This window comes from Nocardioides zhouii, assembly GCF_004137345.1.
GTDB classification, from domain to species: Bacteria; Actinomycetota; Actinomycetes; order Propionibacteriales; family Nocardioidaceae; genus Nocardioides; species Nocardioides zhouii.
On the sequence record NZ_SDWV01000020.1, the window covers coordinates 80,553 to 94,181 of the forward strand.

Genomic DNA, 13,629 nt, shown 5'->3' on the forward strand with positions numbered 1-13,629 from the left:
GGGCAGGAGTCCCGCCGGTTCTCGGCCGTCTGGTGCCCCACGTGTCCTAGGCTTCACGGGTGACCTCGCCCCGCTGCTCCGTGGTCATCCCGACGTACAACGGTGCCCACGTCATCGGCGAACAGCTAGCAGCACTCTGCGAGCAGGACGGCGCGCCACCTTTCGAGGTGGTGGTCGCCGACAACGGGTCCACGGACGACCTCGCCGGGGTCGTCACGTCGTGGCAGGAACGTCTCGCAGGGCTTCGACGGGTGGACGCCTCCCGCGCCCAAGGGGTGTCGGTGGCACGCAACGTCGGCATCGACCACGCCACCAGCGACCTGATCCTCATCTGCGACGCGGACGACCGGGTCTCACCCGGCTGGGTCGCCGCGATGACGTCGGCCCTCGCCGACCATCCGCTTGTGAGCGGCCCCGTCGAGACCGCCCTGCTGTCGGGTCGCTCGGCCAGCTGGGTGCCCATCGAGCAACGCACGACGCAACTCTTCGAGACGTGGGAGGGCAGGTCGTACGGCATCGGCTGCAACCTAGGCCTGAGGCGCGAGGTATGGGAGCAGGTCGGTGGATTCGACGAGCACTATCCGGCCGGGGGCGAGGAGATCGACTTCGCTTGGCGCGCGGGCGACCTGGGCTACGAATTCGCCTACGTGGCAGGCGGCCTCATCCACTACCGCATCCGCACTGACCTGCGCGGGGTGTTGCGCCAGCAGTACAACTCCGGGCGCGGCACGGCCATGCTCTACGCCAGGTTCCGGCCGACCGAGGTGGTGCCCAAGTCCACCCTGCGCCGGATCCACCACGAGCTGCTGCTGCTCAAGCGCTTCCCATGGCGTGGTGGACGCAACCAGCGGCGGATGTGGCTGACTCTGATGGCCTTCGAGGCAGGCAAGTTGGTCGAGGCCCGTCGACAAGGCGTCTCAGCCCCGTAGTCGCCGCAGCTTGCGCACCGCGCGTTCGCGCAAGCCGTTCCTCAGCGGCAAGGCTGTCGTGCGCTCGGCCTCCCACCACAGACGCACGATGTCGTTCCCGGCAACCGATTGCACCTCGTGCTTCCAGCGAGATGCACCAACCCATTCCTGCACGGCGTCGAACCATGGCTGCGGATCGCCGAACGTGGCATAGAGCTTGACCGGTGTTACGGCGAACGGACGCAGTCCTTCTGCGGTGCTCCGCCAGACTGCCGCGGAGACTCCGGGGGTGTGCTCGGTCCGGTAGTCATCAAAGACCACCACGCCGTCTGGCTTCAACAGGGTTCGCGCCGCGTCGATGTCTTCCACGACATTGTCGTAGAGGTGACCGGCATCGACATGGACGAAACGGTGGGTGCCACGTCTGGCGTGGTCCACGACCGACGCCGAGAGACCGACCACGACGTCCGGAAGCTCTCCGTGGACTCGACGGTAGTTCTGCTCGAAGTCCTCTCGTGTCAACCCGAGATACTGGTCGGCGTTCTCGGCACGGTTGGCCTCCTCACCTGCTTCGGAGCCGAACAGGTCAATGACTGTGAAGCGCTCATCCGGTGCAAGGCTGCTCCCGATCAGGACCGCACTCTTGCCTAGGTAAGCCCCCAGCTCAGCGAGGTCGCCGCCTGCCTCGGCTGTGCGCTCCAGCAGCAGGCGGAACATGTCGACGTCGTACTCCTGAAACCAACCAGGAATCGCTTCGATCTGGGCATTGGAGACAGACTTGGGCACGGACGTCATGTTCGCACGCCGACTGCGCGCGATGCCCGAGTCCGGCGCCGCCTCGCCCTGCCCGCTCACTAGATTTCCACCCGTGACGATGACGCGGGCAGCCGCAGGGCCTATTGGCGAAGCGCCTCGCCAGCGCGCCGGTCCTGCAACAGCTCGGCCCGGGGTCATCGCGGTTCGCGGCCATCCGGCCAGTGTGGGGGCGCCCAGGCACGACGAAAGGCCGCTCACCCCTTCTGCGGGAAGACGGGCGCTCAGAGCTGGTCATGGGAGCGGATCCGGCGCCTGACGATTGCGTTGGCAATCGCGGCGAGGGTCAGCGAAGCGAGCACGAGCACGTAGGGCAGGAACAGGAAGACGTAGCGAGCTCGCGCCTCGAAGAGCAGCAGGAACGCACCGAGCATCAGCAGGGTGAGTCGTGCCATCGTCGGCGTCGCAGCCATGAGCGATGCTCGGCGGGTGAAGGCGGCGCCGGCGACGAGGAGCAGCACGATGAGCCAGGTTCCTTGCCAGACCGCGTACGTGACGTCGTACTGGGACCCGTAGAGACCGAACCACTGCTGGATCCTGGTACTGGCCGGGTCCGTGGCGAACCACGGTGCCGGCTGCTCGGGCAGCGTGCCTTCGCCCCAGGCGAAAAACGACCCGTCACCCCACGTCCAGGTGGCCTTGCGCTCGAGGAAGGTCAGGTAGCCGACCGGACCCATCTCTGCGACTCGGTCGGCGTACAGCTCGACGTTGCGTGCTGACCTGTCGTCGGCGTCCATGGCTCGCGTCTCGATGACGTCCGCGCCGGAGAACCCGCCGTAGTAGTCGTTGTGGACGCCGGGACCTTGCTGGGCGCCCATCTTGAGGAAGTGGGTGACGGTGAGCTGTTCCTGCGTCGCTTCGGGTGACGGGGGCAGGCCGAGCGCGTCAACAAAGCTCGACACGAGCAGGGTCGTGACGGCCGCACCGACGGCGGTGGCAGCTGCGCACGCCAGAACAAGGCGCCACGAGGTCCGTACCGCTGCGGCTCCAAGCAGGAGGGCTACGGCGGCGGCAGCGAGGAGCGGGAAGATGGCGGTGGGCTTGAGGGAGTAACCGGCGATGGCCGCGACCCCCATGGCCGCCCACAGTGAGGCGCGGGCGGCGGTCCCTCGCGTGTCGCGTTCAATGCTGAACAGCCACAGCACGACAGCCGCGAACGGCATCGTCAGGGTGTCGGAGTAGACCGACGTGACCCACGGCGACAGGCCGATGAAGACCGCGCAGAGCGCGAGGGTGAGGTACGCCGCGGCGGGACCGCCGATGCGTCGTGCTGCGAGGTAGGCCAGGCCGATGGCGCCAACCATGGCGAGCGAGTTCAGTGCGATCCCGGCTGGCCACACGTCGCCCAGGCCGGCCGCCAGCGCGAGGTCATCCCACCCGTGGAGGATCGCGATGATGAGCGCGTTGTTGGGGTAGAGGCCCAGGTAGACCTCGTGCTCCGTGGTGGTGGTTCCGCGGGCCATGGCCTCGGAGATCTCGGCGACCACCGAGGCATCCCATCCAGCCTGCATCCGGATCGCTGGCGCGATCGTGAGCTGGACGCACGCCATGACCGCCAGCGAGCCGAGTACAAGACCGCGTCGGACCCATGGCCGTGCCTCGAGCACGGATCTCGCTCGCGCCGCGCCCAGTGCCAGTGCGACCAGCACCGCGACCGCGGCCACTGCAGCTAACAGCACGGTCGACGGGTCGTAGTCGTACGGGCCGTAGAGGGGGGCCGTCGCAGTGCGTCCGACAACGATGAGCAGCACGATGCCGAGGATGAGAGCGACGCCGCGGTGCAGCGTGGGTCTGCTGATCACGGAGGTGCCCTTGTCGGCGTGAGGTTACTGGCCGGAGGAACGGTACCCCGTTGTCAGGCGAGCGAGGCCAGCCACGCCTTGACGGGTATGGCCATCTGCGGCGTGCCGAGGCCGGACGGGTGGACGCCGTCGCCACCCACCTGCCGTTGAATGCTGATACGAGATCGACGCGTCCTACTTGGCCCAGGGAGCGCTGCCGAGCCGACCTGCCTGTCCGCTCACTAGAGTTGCACCCGTGACGATGACGCGGCGGCTCACGGAAGTCAGACCGAGACTCCGTTGGCGCGTGGGCCGACTGATCACGGGGGTTGTCTATGCACCCGCCTTCGGCAGCATCGGCGAGGGCTCGGTCATTGTCCGACCTCGCAGGCTCCAAGGCGTCGAGCGCATCCACCTCGGCGCCGGGTGCTCGGTGTTCGAGGGTGCGTGGCTCGCCAGCGAACCCGGAGGTGGCGAGCTGCGGATCGGCAACAACACCTACCTCGGCCATGACGTGCACCTCCACGCGCTGGACCCGGTGACGATCGGGTCTGACTGCGTGCTCGCCGACGGGGTGTTCGTCGGATCCTCCGACCACGACAGGGACGACCGGCACCGCGTGCACGGCACCGGTGCGATCACCATCGGCGACCGCGTCTTCCTCGGCCAGCGGTCGGTCGTGCTGGGAGGAGTCACGATCGGCGACGGGGCGACTGTCGGTGCCCACGCGGTGGTCACCCGTGACGTCGCTCCCGGCCAGACCGTCGTCGGGATTCCGGCGCGCCCCACCGGGGCGTGATCTGTTGAGGGTCCTGCTGGTCAGTCCTGGCTTCCACGGCTACCACTCCGCGATCTCGGCCGCGCTCAGCGCGCGCGGACACGACGTGGCCACCCACGTGTACGACGACCACGGCGGGCTGATGGGGCGCGCTGCCTTCCAGGTGCGCCACCAGCTCCCCCACAAGCTCGGCGCGGGATCGCTGCGACGACTGGGACGGGAGGAGACCGAGCGAGCAGCCTCGGTCGTCGAGGACGCACGTCCGGAGGCGGTGCTCGTGGTCAAGGGCGACACGCTGGGCCCGCAGTTCTGGGAGTCGCTCGCCGGCCTGCCCCGAGTGACGTGGCTCTACGACGAGCTGCGGCGCACGCGCTACTCGGTCGACGTGCTCACGGGCATCGGCCCGATCGCCACCTACTCCGCACGCGATCACGAGGCGTTCGCATCGGCTGGACTCGACTCACGACACCTGCCGCTCGCCTACGACCACAGGCTGGTGCCGTCGCCGACGGGCGCGCGTACGCACCGCGTCAGCTTCGTCGGCGCCCGCTACCCCGTCCGCGCGCGTGCCCTCACCCACCTCCACGACCACGGAGTGCCGGTGGTGGCCTACGGGCGCGACTGGTCGAAGCACCCGGTCGACCGGCTGCGCACCTGGCGGATCGGCGCCCCCTCGATCCCGGCCGAGCGCGACGTGTCACGTGCCACGGCGTACGACGTCATGGCCTCGTCCGCCGCCACGCTGAACCTGCACGGCGACCAGGACGGGTTCACCATGCGTACGTTCGAGGCGTCAGGCGTCGGAGCGGTGCAGCTGGTGGACCGCACGGACATTGAGCCCCTGTACGAGCCGGGAGCGGAGGTGCTCACCTTCTCGAGCCAGGACGAGCTGCTCGAGCTGTGTCGCAGGGTCGCCCTCGAAGGGTCGGACGCCGACGGCATCCGGGTCGCGGCCCGACGACGGACCCTCGCCGAGCACACGTTCGACCACCGCGTCGCCGTGCTCGAGGGCGCGTGGGACACCCCGCGTCAGTCGACGTCGTAGGGCTCGAGCACGAGTCGGGGCCTTCCGGCGCGTCCCGTGCGCACCCACGTCAGATAACCGACCACGTGGGCCCATGCCGTGATGGCCGATCGCGCCACGTCCTTGATGGTCACCCCGCCGGACGCGGTCGAGCGGAGTGTGGCGAGGGGCCACCGCACGACGTCTACGAGGACGGCGCCCAAGGTGAGCGGGCGGCCGAAGTTCTGCGGGTGACGGTGCCAGATCAACGTCTCGGCGACGCCGGAGGCATAGACCTTGGCGAGCGTCCGGCGGAACCCGACGGTCTGCCGGAAGTAGAGCTCCATGCGTGGGGCGGACGCGATCTCGTGCCCGTGGGCGAGGACCCGAAGTGAGAACTCGGAGTCCTCGCAGCCATAGGGCGGGAGGCTCTCGTCGAAGCCGCCCACCGAGAAGAAGACCTCACGCCTGACTCCGAAGTTGCAGCTCTGGACACCGCGGCCGTGCAGTCCGCTCGGGTTGAGCACGTCGGACCCGGGGTCCTGAGGACTGGTCATCGCACGGATCCGCCCTCCGACGCACACGTGCTCCGCGAGCGCGAGGGTCGCCTCGCGCACCCAGCTCTCGCCCACCGCGTCGTCACAGTCGCAGAACGCGAGCAGGTCGGCGCGGGCCGCCGACGCTCCGACGTTGCGGGCGTGGCTCGCCCCGGGCGTGCCGGAGGCGTCGACGAGTCGTAGGGGCACGGGAAATGACCGCGCTCGCTCAGAGACGATCCCCTGCGTTCCGTCCGTCGACCCGTTGTCGGCGACCACGACCTCCCACGCCTCGGGCGCGTCGCGCTGGGCCGCGAGGGCGTCAAGCTGCTGGCCGATCCACGGTGCTCCGTTGAGCACGATCATCACCACGGAGACGGTGGGGCGGGACTCGGGCACGAGTTCGGACACTACCGTGGGACCGTTGCGTGCCGTGGCCAGCGGACCAAGCAGAGAAGGGATGGGAGACGTGCTGAACCATCCCGGCGACCTCGTGGCCTGGCGGCGCTGGCACGAGTGGCGCCACCCGGTTCGCCAGGCGGCTCGCGCTGCTCGGACGCGCGTACGGCCGCCGGCAGGCGCTCGGGTCGACGTGCTCACCCCCGGGCCGGACGCCGACGTGCTGGTCGCCGTCGAGGCCACGCACACCAGTGTCGACCGGGCCGTGGTCGCCCCACTGACCCACCTGGCGCCAGGTCGCACCGCGATCGTGGCGCCGGTCGGTTGGCAGCCTCCACCGGAGTACGTCGGCCACCGACGACGCTCGATCCCGCTGGCAGACCTCCCGTCGGACGTGGCGCCGCGGGTGGTGCTGGCCGCCGGGCACTACACGGCGATCGGCGAGGTGGTCTTCGCGCTGGCGGACGACCGGGCGCTTCCCTTCTTCGTGTCCCAGCACGGCGCGCTGACACCGTTCGCTCCCCCGCTGCCGCGAGCCGCACGCCTGTTGGCGTGGAGCGACGTAGACGGCGAGTTCTGGACCGCCGGGCGTGACGACGTGTCGGTGACGACGACCGGGAGCCAACTCCTGTGGGCGGCCGGGAGCCTGGCGACGGACGGCAGGGCGCCGTCCTCGACCAGAGTGTCACTGGTCTACCTGGGCCAGGGCCACGCAGCCGAGATTGCTCGCGCCCGCCTCGCGCACGCCGCGCTGACCACCTGCCGCCAGCACGGAGCCATCTACCGACCCCACCCCTCCGAGCGGGACGTGACGTCGCGGGCCGTGCTGGCGGCGTACGCCCGTGCAGGCATCACCGTCGACACCAGCAGCGTCCCGCTGGTCGACCTCGAGTCTCCGATCGTCAGTGTCTTCTCCACGGGTGTGCTGGAGGCGGCCGCACGCGGACGCGACGCCTGGGTCGACTTCCCGCGACCTCCGGCATGGCTGGGCGAGTTCTGGGAGCGTTACGGCATGCACCGCCTCGGTTCTACGCCGACGACCGCGCCTGACCGGCCGGCGGTCGAGCCCGCGCGCCGCATCGCCGAGATCGTGAGCGGTGCCGTCCGGTGACCCTCTGCGTGATCCCCGCCCGGGGCGGCTCCAAGGGCGTCCCCCGCAAGAACCTGCTCGACGTGGCCGGCAAGCCGCTCATCGTCTGGACGATCGAGCAGGCACTCGCCGTCGCCGGCCTCGACGTGCTGGTGTCCACCGACGACGCCGAGATCGCCGCGGTCGCCCGGGCGGCCGGAGCACGGGTGCCGTGGCTGCGACCCGCCGAGCTCGCCCAGGACACCACGCCCACAGAGCCTGTCATCCGCCACGCCATCGAGCAGGTCACGGCGGAGCGCGACCGCCCGGAGGCCGTGATGCTGCTGCAGGCGACCTCGCCCGTTCGCCATGACGACACGCTCGGCCGGGCGCTCGCCGAGTTCGCCGCCACCGGCGTCGACTCGATGGTGGGCGTCGTCGAGCAGCCACCCTTCATCTGGCAGGAAGGCGACCCGCCCACGGCGGCGTACGACGTCGCTGCCCGGCCCCGCCGGCAGGACCTGACGGACGAGACCCGCCGCTACCGCGAGACGGGGTCGCTCTACGTCACCCGCACGGAGATCTACGAGCAGCACGACAACCGGCTCGGTGGGCGGATAGGCCTGTTCGTCATGACCGAGGACGAGGGCATCGACATCGACACCGAGCTGGACGTGGCGCTCGCCGCGAGGTTGTTGACGGCTCGTCGGCCCGTGTGACCACGAGATCTCGTCCGTCTCGTTACGGTTGAGGTGCACGGACACCCACGGAAGGCCTCTGCGTTGATCATCGAGCGTGACCTCACGCCCTACGTCGTCTACTCAGGCGACCCGGTCCTCCGCGCCCTGGAGAAGATCACCGCCAACCAGGCGCGGGTGATCTTCCTCGTCGACTCGCACGGCCACCTCGACGGCGTGCTGTCCGACGGCGACTTCCGGCGCTGGGTCAGCGGTGCCGCGAGCCTGACCGTCGACGTGCCGGCGATCGAAGCCGCGAACACCTCGCCCCGCAGCCTGCCGATCGGTAGCAGCCCCGCCGAGATCTCCCACGCCTTCGGCTCCGGCATCGACCACGTCGCCCTGGTCGACGAGCGCGGCCACCTCGTCGCGATCGCGATCAACCGTGCCGACGAGCTCCGGATCGGTCGCCACGTGGTGGCCGCCGACGCGCCGACGGTGCTGATCTCCGAGATCGGCATCAACCATCAGGGCGACGTGTCGCTGGCCAAGCAGCTAGTCGACCTGTCCGTCGAGTCCGGCGCCGACATCGTGAAGTTCCAGCTCCGCGACATGGAGTCGCTCTACCGTCAGGGCTCGTCCGGCTCCGGCGGCGAGGACCTGGGGCCGCAGTACACGCTCGACCTGCTCGCGAAGTACAACCTCGAGGCCGACCAGCTCTTCGAGGTCTTCGACCACTGCCGCGACGTCGGCATCGAGGTCATGTGCACCGCGTGGGACCCGGTCAGCGTCGACCGCCTCGTCGACTACGGCATCCCCTCGCTGAAGGTCGCGTCCGCCGACATGACCAACCACGCCCTGCTTCGCCACATGGCCGCGAGCGGCACGCCGATGGTCATCTCGACCGGCATGTCGACCGAGGGCGAGATCCGGGAGACGGTCGAGGTGGTGCGCAGCACCGGCGTCGCGCACGCCTTCCTGCACTGCCAGTCGACCTATCCGGCGCCGTTCAAGGACATCAACCTCACCTACCTCACCCGGCTCGCCGAGCTCACCCAGGTGCCGGTGGGCTACTCGGGCCACGAGCGGGGCTTCCACGTGCCCGTCGCCGCGGTCGCCCTAGGCGCGCGGATCATCGAGAAGCACTTCACCCTCGACCGCGAGCTCGAGGGCAACGACCACAAGGTCAGCCTGCTGCCCGGGGAGTTCCGCGAGATGGTGCAGCGGGTCCGCGAGGTGGAGGAGGCGCTCGGCACTGCCGCGCCCCGCGCCGTGTCCACCGGCGAGATGATGAACCGGGTCAACCTGGCCAAGTCCCTCGTCGCCGCGCGTCGGATCGAGGTCGGCGAGACCCTCGCCGCTGCCGACATCGACATCAAGAGCCCCGGTCGCGGCCTCCAGCCCAACGCGTTCGACAAGCTCGTGGGACGGACGACGTCCCGCGCGCTGGAGGCCGGGGACTTCTTCTACGCCACCGACCTGGGTGACGCGGCACCCAAGGGCCGGGCGTACGACTTCCGGCGTCCGTGGGGCCTGGCGACGCGCTACCACGACATCGAGGCGATGACCCGGGACACCGCCCCCGACTTCCTCGAGTTCCACTTCTCCTACAAGGACCTCGACCTGCCGGTCGAGGAGGTCTTCGCGGCGTACGACGGCGGCCTGCCGATGGGGTTCACGACGCACTCCCCCGACCTCTTCGCCGGCGACTTCCTGCTCAACCTGGCCTCCGAGGACGACGACCACTGGGAGCGCTCGATCCGGGAGCTCCAGCGCGTCGTCGACACGACCCGCGAGATGCAGCAGCACTTCACGCAGAGCGCCGACGCCAAGGGGGTCACCGACGGCCCGGTCATCGTGGCCAGCCTCGGCGGCTTCACGACCGACGCGTTCGTCGCACCCGCCGAGCGGGAGCGGATGTACGACCGGGTGGCGGCCGGACTGGCCAGGATCGACGACTCGGGTGTGCGGCTGTGCGCGCAGACGCTGCCGCCGTACCCCTGGTACATGGGCGGCCAGCTCTACTGCAACCTCTTCGTCGACCCGCGCGACACCGCCGAGTTCGCCGAGCGTCACGGCCGGCGGCTGTGCTTCGACGTGTCGCACACCAAGCTGTCCGCCAACTACCTCGGGATGTCCTTCGCCGACGCGACCGACCTCCTCGCCCCGCACTCCGAGCACCTCCACCTCGTCGATGCCACCGGCGTCGACGGCGAGGGCGTGCAGGTCGGCGACGGCGAGATCGACTGGGCGGTGCTCGCCCAGCAGCTCGACGCGATGTGCCCGGGCGTGAGCTTCATCCCCGAGATCTGGCAGGGGCACGTCAATGACGGTGAAGGCTTCTGGATCGCCCTGGAGCGGCTGGAGCAATGGTTCTGAGCGAACCCACGGCACTGTGGGCCGTCCCGGTGAGCGACCTGGGCGGCGTGGCTCGCCACGTCCTGGACGTGGTGCGATCCGGGGTTCCCGGGTGGCGAGTGGTCGTCCTGACCCCTCCCGGCGACCTGCCGGGCCGCCTGCGCGAGGCGGGAGCAACCGTCGTCGAGGGGTCGTTCGGGCCGGACCACGGGCTGCGCGCCTCCGTCACCACGCTGCGCGACGTCGTACGCCGTGAGCGTCCCGCCGTCGTGCACAGCCACCTCGCCTACGCCGACATCGTGGCCGCGCTGGTCGTGCGCGGCCCGCGGCTCGTCACCACCGAGCACGGCATCGCCCGCGACGACGTGGTCTACCACCGGTCGTCGGCCAAGGGACGCGTGATGGCGCTGGCGCACACGGCGCGACTGCGTCGCTTCGACGCGGCGATCGCGGTCAGCAGGGCCACCGCCGACGCGATGGTGGAGAAGTGGCACCCGAAGGACCCGGTGACGGTGATCCCCAACGGCCTCGACCCGGTCGACGCGCCGACTCGAGGCCCCGGCCTGCGGATCCTCTCCTTGGCCCGGCTCTCCCCCGAGAAGCGCCTCCCGGCGCTGGTCGACGGCTTCGCCGAGCTCCACCGCACGCACCCCGAGGCGCGCCTGACGCTCGCCGGGACGGGGTCGGAGGAGGCCGTGCTACGAGCGCAGGTCGAGCGGCTCGGCCTGGCGCCGAGCGTCACCCTCCCGGGCTTCGTCGACCCCGACGCCGCGATGACCGAGCACGACGTCCTGGCGATGATGTCGGTCTGGGAGAACTGCTCTTATGCGCTGCTCGACGCCGCGGCACGCGGCATGGGCGTCGTGGCGAGTCCGGTGGGCGGCAACCCCGAGATCCTGCCCGCGAGCTCGCTCGTCGAGCCCACGGACGCGGCAGACGTCGCCGCCACCCTCGCCGACCAGGGGCTCAAGCCCGAGGCGCGTCCTGGCTTGGCGGGTTGGCCGAGCGTCGCGGACATGTGCACGCGGATCGCGGCGACGTACGTCCGCGCGGGAGCCACGGCATGAACGCGAAGAGCACGCCCTGGAAGCTCCCGGACCGGACGGTCGAGCACGCCGCGGAGGCGGACCGCGAGATCCGGATGAGCGACTTCGTGCTGATGGCGATGCTCATCCCCCGCGGCATCGACGCTGGCCCCGCACCCCTCAACGAGCTGGCGATGCTGGCACTGGTCGGTCTGTGCGTCTTCCGGCCTGCGCGCGGCGGAGCGAAGCTGCCGACCCTCGTGACGATCCTGGTCGCGTCGCTCATCACGCTGCTCGTCCTCTCCGGCCTGGCCAACCACCTCGACTGGGTGCGGCGGGTCGGGCACATCGGGATCATGGCTGGCCTCATCTGGGCCTTCGGCACCGGACGCGTCTCGCTCCGCTCCGCCGCCTTGGGGATGGCCGTGGGCCTGGCCGCGATCATCGGAATGGCGATCGTGGGCATCGGGGGCGACTACTACCCCGGCCGGCTCACCGGCTACCTCGGCGACCCCAACGCCGGGGCCTACTTCATCGCCGTCCTCGGCGTGATCGCCATCTACTTCTGCGACGACCGGCTCAAGGTGCGCGTGTTCTTCGCGATCCCCATCGTCGCCGGACTCATCCTCTGCTACTCGCGCACCGGCCTCCTCGCGGCGGTCTTCGCGGTGATCTGGATCTGGTTCGGTCGGCGGATGGGTCAGGTCGCCGGCACCGTGCTGGCCGTCAGCCTGGTGTGGCTCGTGCAGAACATCCCCGAGGACGTGGTCTCGTTCGGACCTTTCTCGAACAGGACCGGAAGCGACAACCTCCGCGACCGGATCATCGCCCAGGAGAACGTCGAGATCGCCACGTCGCCGTGGTACGGCAACGGTCCCGGCAGCGCCCGAGTCAGCATCCGCGATGTCGAGTTCTTCTTCCACAACAGCTACCTCGCGACCAGGCAGGAGGGTGGCTGGCCGGCGCTCCTGATCATCCTGGGGCTGCTCGCCTACTGCTTCGTCGTCCTGGCCCACCAGTCGCACGCAGACGTGAAGGCCGCCGCCGTCCAGTCGGCGGCGATCGGCACTGCGGTCATGGCGGTCACCCTGGGCGAGGTGCTGCTCGACACCCCGGTGGCGATCGTGGTGGCGTTTGCCCTGGGACACGTGCTGACTCCCGTGCCCAAGAGCCCACCTGATGGCTGACCGGATCCACCTCGCCGCCAACAACCCCGATCTGGGGGGTGGCGAGATGATGCTGCTGCGCCACGCCGAGGCGCTGCTGCAGCTCGGCCACCCCGTGACCGTCGTTGCGCCGGACTCGCCGACCGAGGTGCTGGACGCGGCGGCTGCCGCCGGCGCCGAGGTCGTCGCGATCCGCGCGACCGGCAGGCGGGACTACCTCCCACGGCTCCGGGCCTGGGACCGCGAGCAACGGCGGGGGGTGCTGTGGTGCCACGGCCTCGTCCCGTCCTTCGCGACCTCGGGACGTCCGGACCGGATCGTGCACCTGCACCAGGCGCCGCGCGGCCGCGCGCAGGAGCTGGCTGTCGTGGTCGCCCGGCGCGGAGCGCTCGCCACCGTCGTGCCGTCGCACGACGCGGCCTCCCGGATCCCGGGAAGCACGCCGCACGCGAACTGGACCCAGGAGCTGCCGCGCCTGCCCCTCCGCCCCGGGCCGGTCAGCGGCTCGGCCACCGTGGGCTACCTCGGCCGGCTGTCGACCGACAAGGGGGTCGACGTGCTCGCCCGCGCGGTGGCGGCGGTCCCGCATGACGTACGCCTGCTCCTGGCCGGCGACACGCGCTACGTGGAGGCGGAGTCGGTCGCCACGGTCGACGCCGCGGTGGGCGCGCTCGGCGACCGCGCGGTCCGTCTCGGCCACGTCGCGCCGGCGGACCTCTTCCAGCAGGTGGACCTCGTGGTCTTCCCCAGCGTCTGGGCCGAGCCGTTCGGCCTCGTCGTGGCCGAGGCGATGGCGGCCGGCGTGCCGTTCGTCGTCTCCGACGCCGGCGCCCTCCCCGAGGTGGCCGGTCCGGACCACCCCTGGGTGGCGCGCGCGGGCGATGCGGGCGACCTCGCCCGCGTGATCACGCGCGCGCTCGCGGTCTCCGCGGACGAGCGGCAGGCCGTGACGGATCGGGCCCGCTCGCGTTGGGGAGGGCAGTACTCGCCGCAGGCCGGCCGGCGGCGCGTGCACCACCTTCTCGACGACCTGGGGGTGCGATGAGTAGCCCTGTGTCAACGTCAGGCGGCCTCGAGGTGGTTGAGGACTGCTTGCAGCGCGTTGTGTTGGGTGGG

The 13,629-nt window shown here is 70.4% G+C and carries 12 protein-coding genes; 9 read left to right on the plus strand and 3 right to left on the minus strand.

Annotated elements, in window-relative coordinates; all coding sequences use genetic code 11:
* Positions 1-59 precede the first annotated feature (59 nt).
* On the plus strand, positions 60-929 hold the full coding sequence (locus tag EUA94_RS17385) for a glycosyltransferase family 2 protein (RefSeq protein WP_129428163.1): 870 nt from the start codon (positions 60-62) through the stop codon (positions 927-929).
* Here the strand turns inward: EUA94_RS17385 and EUA94_RS17390 are convergent.
* Together EUA94_RS17390 and EUA94_RS17395 are read right to left on the minus strand one after the other, a co-directional pair.
* Complete coding sequence (locus EUA94_RS17390; RefSeq protein WP_207210607.1) at positions 918-1,694, minus strand: class I SAM-dependent methyltransferase; 777 nt, start codon at positions 1,692-1,694, stop codon at positions 918-920. The two genes, EUA94_RS17385 and EUA94_RS17390, sit on opposite strands and share 12 nt — an antisense overlap.
* Positions 1,695-1,945: 251 nt before the next feature.
* Positions 1,946-3,523 (minus strand): glycosyltransferase family protein, encoded by a 1,578-nt coding sequence (locus EUA94_RS17395; RefSeq protein ID WP_129428165.1) that lies wholly within the window; start codon positions 3,521-3,523, stop codon positions 1,946-1,948.
* Between the two features lie 286 nt (positions 3,524-3,809).
* On the opposite strand from EUA94_RS17395, the gene EUA94_RS22240 reads away from it, so the two are divergent.
* Together EUA94_RS22240 and EUA94_RS17405 are read left to right on the plus strand one after the other, a co-directional pair.
* The gene (locus EUA94_RS22240) at positions 3,810-4,301 is read left to right on the plus strand and encodes an acyltransferase (RefSeq protein WP_207210608.1); all 492 of its coding nucleotides are present in this window, start codon (positions 3,810-3,812) and stop codon (positions 4,299-4,301) included.
* 4 nt (positions 4,302-4,305) lie between these two features.
* Positions 4,306-5,325 (plus strand): CgeB family protein, encoded by a 1,020-nt coding sequence (locus EUA94_RS17405; protein ID WP_207210609.1) that lies wholly within the window; start codon positions 4,306-4,308, stop codon positions 5,323-5,325.
* On the opposite strand, the gene EUA94_RS17410 is transcribed toward EUA94_RS17405, so the two are convergent.
* Positions 5,310-6,218 (minus strand): glycosyltransferase family 2 protein, encoded by a 909-nt coding sequence (locus EUA94_RS17410; RefSeq protein WP_129428167.1) that lies wholly within the window; start codon positions 6,216-6,218, stop codon positions 5,310-5,312. The two genes, EUA94_RS17405 and EUA94_RS17410, sit on opposite strands and share 16 nt — an antisense overlap.
* A gap of 61 nt (positions 6,219-6,279) precedes the next feature.
* Here EUA94_RS17410 and EUA94_RS17415 point away from each other — a divergent pair, with 61 nt between their 5' ends.
* The 6 genes from EUA94_RS17415 (at position 6,280) to EUA94_RS17440 (ending at position 13,558) form a co-directional block, all read left to right on the plus strand.
* Positions 6,280-7,329 (plus strand): RNA-binding protein, encoded by a 1,050-nt coding sequence (locus tag EUA94_RS17415; protein ID WP_129428168.1) that lies wholly within the window; start codon positions 6,280-6,282, stop codon positions 7,327-7,329.
* Between the two features lie 8 nt (positions 7,330-7,337).
* Positions 7,338-8,006 carry an acylneuraminate cytidylyltransferase family protein gene (locus tag EUA94_RS17420; RefSeq protein ID WP_242494942.1) on the plus strand — a complete coding sequence of 223 codons (669 nt, stop codon included), beginning with the start codon at positions 7,338-7,340 and terminating at the stop codon, positions 8,004-8,006.
* A gap of 63 nt (positions 8,007-8,069) precedes the next feature.
* Positions 8,070-10,343: an N-acetylneuraminate synthase family protein gene (locus EUA94_RS17425; RefSeq protein ID WP_129428170.1), complete on the plus strand. Its 2,274-nt coding sequence runs from the start codon at positions 8,070-8,072 to the stop codon at positions 10,341-10,343.
* Complete coding sequence (locus EUA94_RS17430) at positions 10,334-11,389, plus strand: glycosyltransferase family 4 protein (RefSeq protein ID WP_129428171.1); 1,056 nt, start codon at positions 10,334-10,336, stop codon at positions 11,387-11,389. Before EUA94_RS17425 ends, EUA94_RS17430 begins: the two co-directional genes overlap by 10 nt.
* A complete protein-coding gene (locus EUA94_RS17435) occupies positions 11,386-12,534 on the plus strand; it encodes a hypothetical protein (RefSeq protein ID WP_129428172.1) in 1,149 nt (382 codons plus the stop codon). The genes EUA94_RS17430 and EUA94_RS17435 overlap by 4 nt, the downstream gene beginning before the upstream one ends.
* On the plus strand, positions 12,527-13,558 hold the full coding sequence (locus tag EUA94_RS17440) for a glycosyltransferase family 4 protein (protein WP_129428173.1): 1,032 nt from the start codon (positions 12,527-12,529) through the stop codon (positions 13,556-13,558). The genes EUA94_RS17435 and EUA94_RS17440 overlap by 8 nt, the downstream gene beginning before the upstream one ends.
* The last annotated feature ends 71 nt before the right edge of the window (positions 13,559-13,629 follow it).

Coding starts and splice junctions, on each gene's coding strand:
- EUA94_RS17430 (WP_129428171.1), top strand. CDS start 10,334: ATGGTTCTGAGCGAACCCACGGCACTGTGGGCCGTCCCGGTGAGCGAC.
- EUA94_RS17415 (WP_129428168.1), top strand. CDS start 6,280: ATGGGAGACGTGCTGAACCATCCCGGCGACCTCGTGGCCTGGCGGCGC.
- EUA94_RS17440 (WP_129428173.1), top strand. CDS start 12,527: ATGGCTGACCGGATCCACCTCGCCGCCAACAACCCCGATCTGGGGGGT.
- EUA94_RS17435 (WP_129428172.1), top strand. CDS start 11,386: ATGAACGCGAAGAGCACGCCCTGGAAGCTCCCGGACCGGACGGTCGAG.